This window comes from Microbacterium sp. (genome assembly GCF_049661145.1).
GTDB lineage: Bacteria > Actinomycetota > Actinomycetes > Actinomycetales > Microbacteriaceae > Microbacterium.
Genome location: NZ_JBASZT010000358.1, coordinates 1 through 1,988 on the forward strand (window position 1 = coordinate 1; position 1,988 = coordinate 1,988).

Genomic DNA, 1,988 nt, shown 5'->3' on the forward strand with positions numbered 1-1,988 from the left:
CGTGCGCCCGGCGAACACGTACCGCGGCCGCCGCGGACTTCGCCTCGCGTTGAGCGCGATCGAGGGCCTTTCGCGCGGCGGCGACGTCGGTGGTCGTGGCGCGACCCGTTCCGCGCTCGGCCTGGACCCTCGCGAGCTCGGTGCGCGCAACCCGGACCGCGACACGCGCACTGGCGGCATCCCGTCGTGACGACTTCAGCTCGATGCGCGCGGCATCCAGCTCGATCCGTCGCAGCCGCTCAGCGCGTTCGTGGCGCAGGCCGAGCCAGCCGAGGGTGCCGGCGCCGATCACACTCGGCCCGATCCACCAGAACTCGGCGACTGCCGCCCAGAGTGGGTCCACAGGATCATGCTAACCAGCATGCCTGACGGTGGCCTCTGAGCGGGCCCCCGTCACAATCAGCCGAAGAGGAGCGCGAGGACGGTGGCGCCACCGCCGACGAGGATGAGGGCGACGATCGTCACCCACGCGACGATCCTGGTGCGGCGCGTGCGGGCTTCGTTCATGCCGGCGTACTCGTCCTCGTTGTTGCCTGTGGCCATGCCCCAAGTGTAAGCGGGGCCGGTCATCTCGCTGTGGCGGTGATACGTACCTGTTCCGTCATGGGTTCACCGCGTCACTCCGGCCGATTGCCGTGCGCGCCGCCGGATTGGAACTCCGACGAGACACCGGGATACGCGAGGCCCAGGGACATGCCTTCTGCGGCATGGGGTAGGTTGTGGCAGTGGGCCATCCAGATGCCGGGGTTGTTGGCGAACAGCTCGACGACCCAGACCTCGCCCGGCTGCACGTCGAACGAGTCGAGCCAGAGCCCCGCCGTCGCCGCGACGCCGTCGCGGCTCACGACTCTCACGTGGTGGCCATGGATATGCATGGGATGCGTCTCCCACCCTCGGTTCACGACCGTGAGGGCGAGCGCCTCGCCCTCCGACACCTCGATGGCGGGGATGCCGGGCGCAACGGCACCGTTGACCGTGTAACCGTAGGCGGGCAGCGCACCGAGGATGCGCGGCATCCGATCGAGCACGAGCACCGCTTCACCGTGTCGCACGGCGTCGGGAAAGGGCATGCCGGTGGAGGCATATGTGACGAGATCGAGCTCCGTGGCCGCGGCGGGTGCAGCGTCCGCGAGCAGCGCTGTCGCGTCGTCGCCTTCGGGCGCGAGGACGAGCCCGACGCCCGCAGAGCCGTCGCGCCAGAGCGAGACCGGGGTGGCCGGCATAGCGAACGACAGATCGACGCGTCCGCCCGCCGGGACGCGGATGCTGCGCCCTTCGACCTCGCCGCCGCCCTCGAGATCGCGTCCGTCGACTGCGACGACCCGGAACGGCACGCCGTCGAGCTGGGCGAAGAGCGGGAGGTCGTCGGTGTTGACGATCCGCAGTCGCACCGCGGCGCCGGGAGTGACCTCGCGCGACTGCGGCACGTCGCTCGCCCCGAACACCGACAGGCCGTCGAACGTGTGCATCGGCACGACGAGGTCGACGTCCTCTGGCACGCCGCCGGGAGGCTCCACGACGAGCGTGCCGTACAGCCCGCGGCGCACGCCGTCGGCGGAGACCTGGTGGGTGTGGTACCAGTAGGTTCCCGCATGTTCCGCGACGAACCGGTATCGGAACGATTCGCCGGGCATCACGGCATCCTGCGTCACTCCGGCGACGCCGTCCTCGCCGGCGGGCAGATCGACGCCGTGCCAGTGGATGGTCGCGCCGGCTTCGACGTCGCGGTTGGTGAGCGTGGCCTCGACGACATCGCCCACGTCGACGGTGAGCGGGACCCCTCCGATCGCACCGTCGAAGGTCCACGCGTCCACCGTGGCGCCGGATGCCAGGGCCACCTCGCCCGACACCGCGGTCAGCTCGAACTTCTCGACCGGTCCGGACACGTCCGCCGGCGTGCGCAGCGAGGAGATCGGGACGGTTGCGACGCCCGGCTCGGGTCGCGCCGCGTGGGCGTGCGCGAACTGCTCGCCGGGCGGGAGTGAGGT

2 protein-coding genes and 1 pseudogene are annotated in these 1,988 nt (G+C 70.9%); all 3 read right to left on the reverse strand.

All coding sequences use genetic code 11. The annotated features are described in order from the left end of the window. A pseudogene (locus WBP48_RS14730) lies at positions 1-343 on the reverse strand (hypothetical protein); the annotation flags it as partial. A 56-nt stretch (positions 344-399) separates the two neighbouring features. Beyond that, complete coding sequence (locus tag WBP48_RS14735) at positions 400-543, reverse strand: hypothetical protein (RefSeq protein ID WP_424441506.1); 144 nt, start codon at positions 541-543, stop codon at positions 400-402. Between the two features lie 74 nt (positions 544-617). Continuing rightward, positions 618-1,988: multicopper oxidase family protein (locus tag WBP48_RS14740; protein WP_424441507.1), on the reverse strand; the 1,371-nt coding region annotated here is incomplete at its 5' end.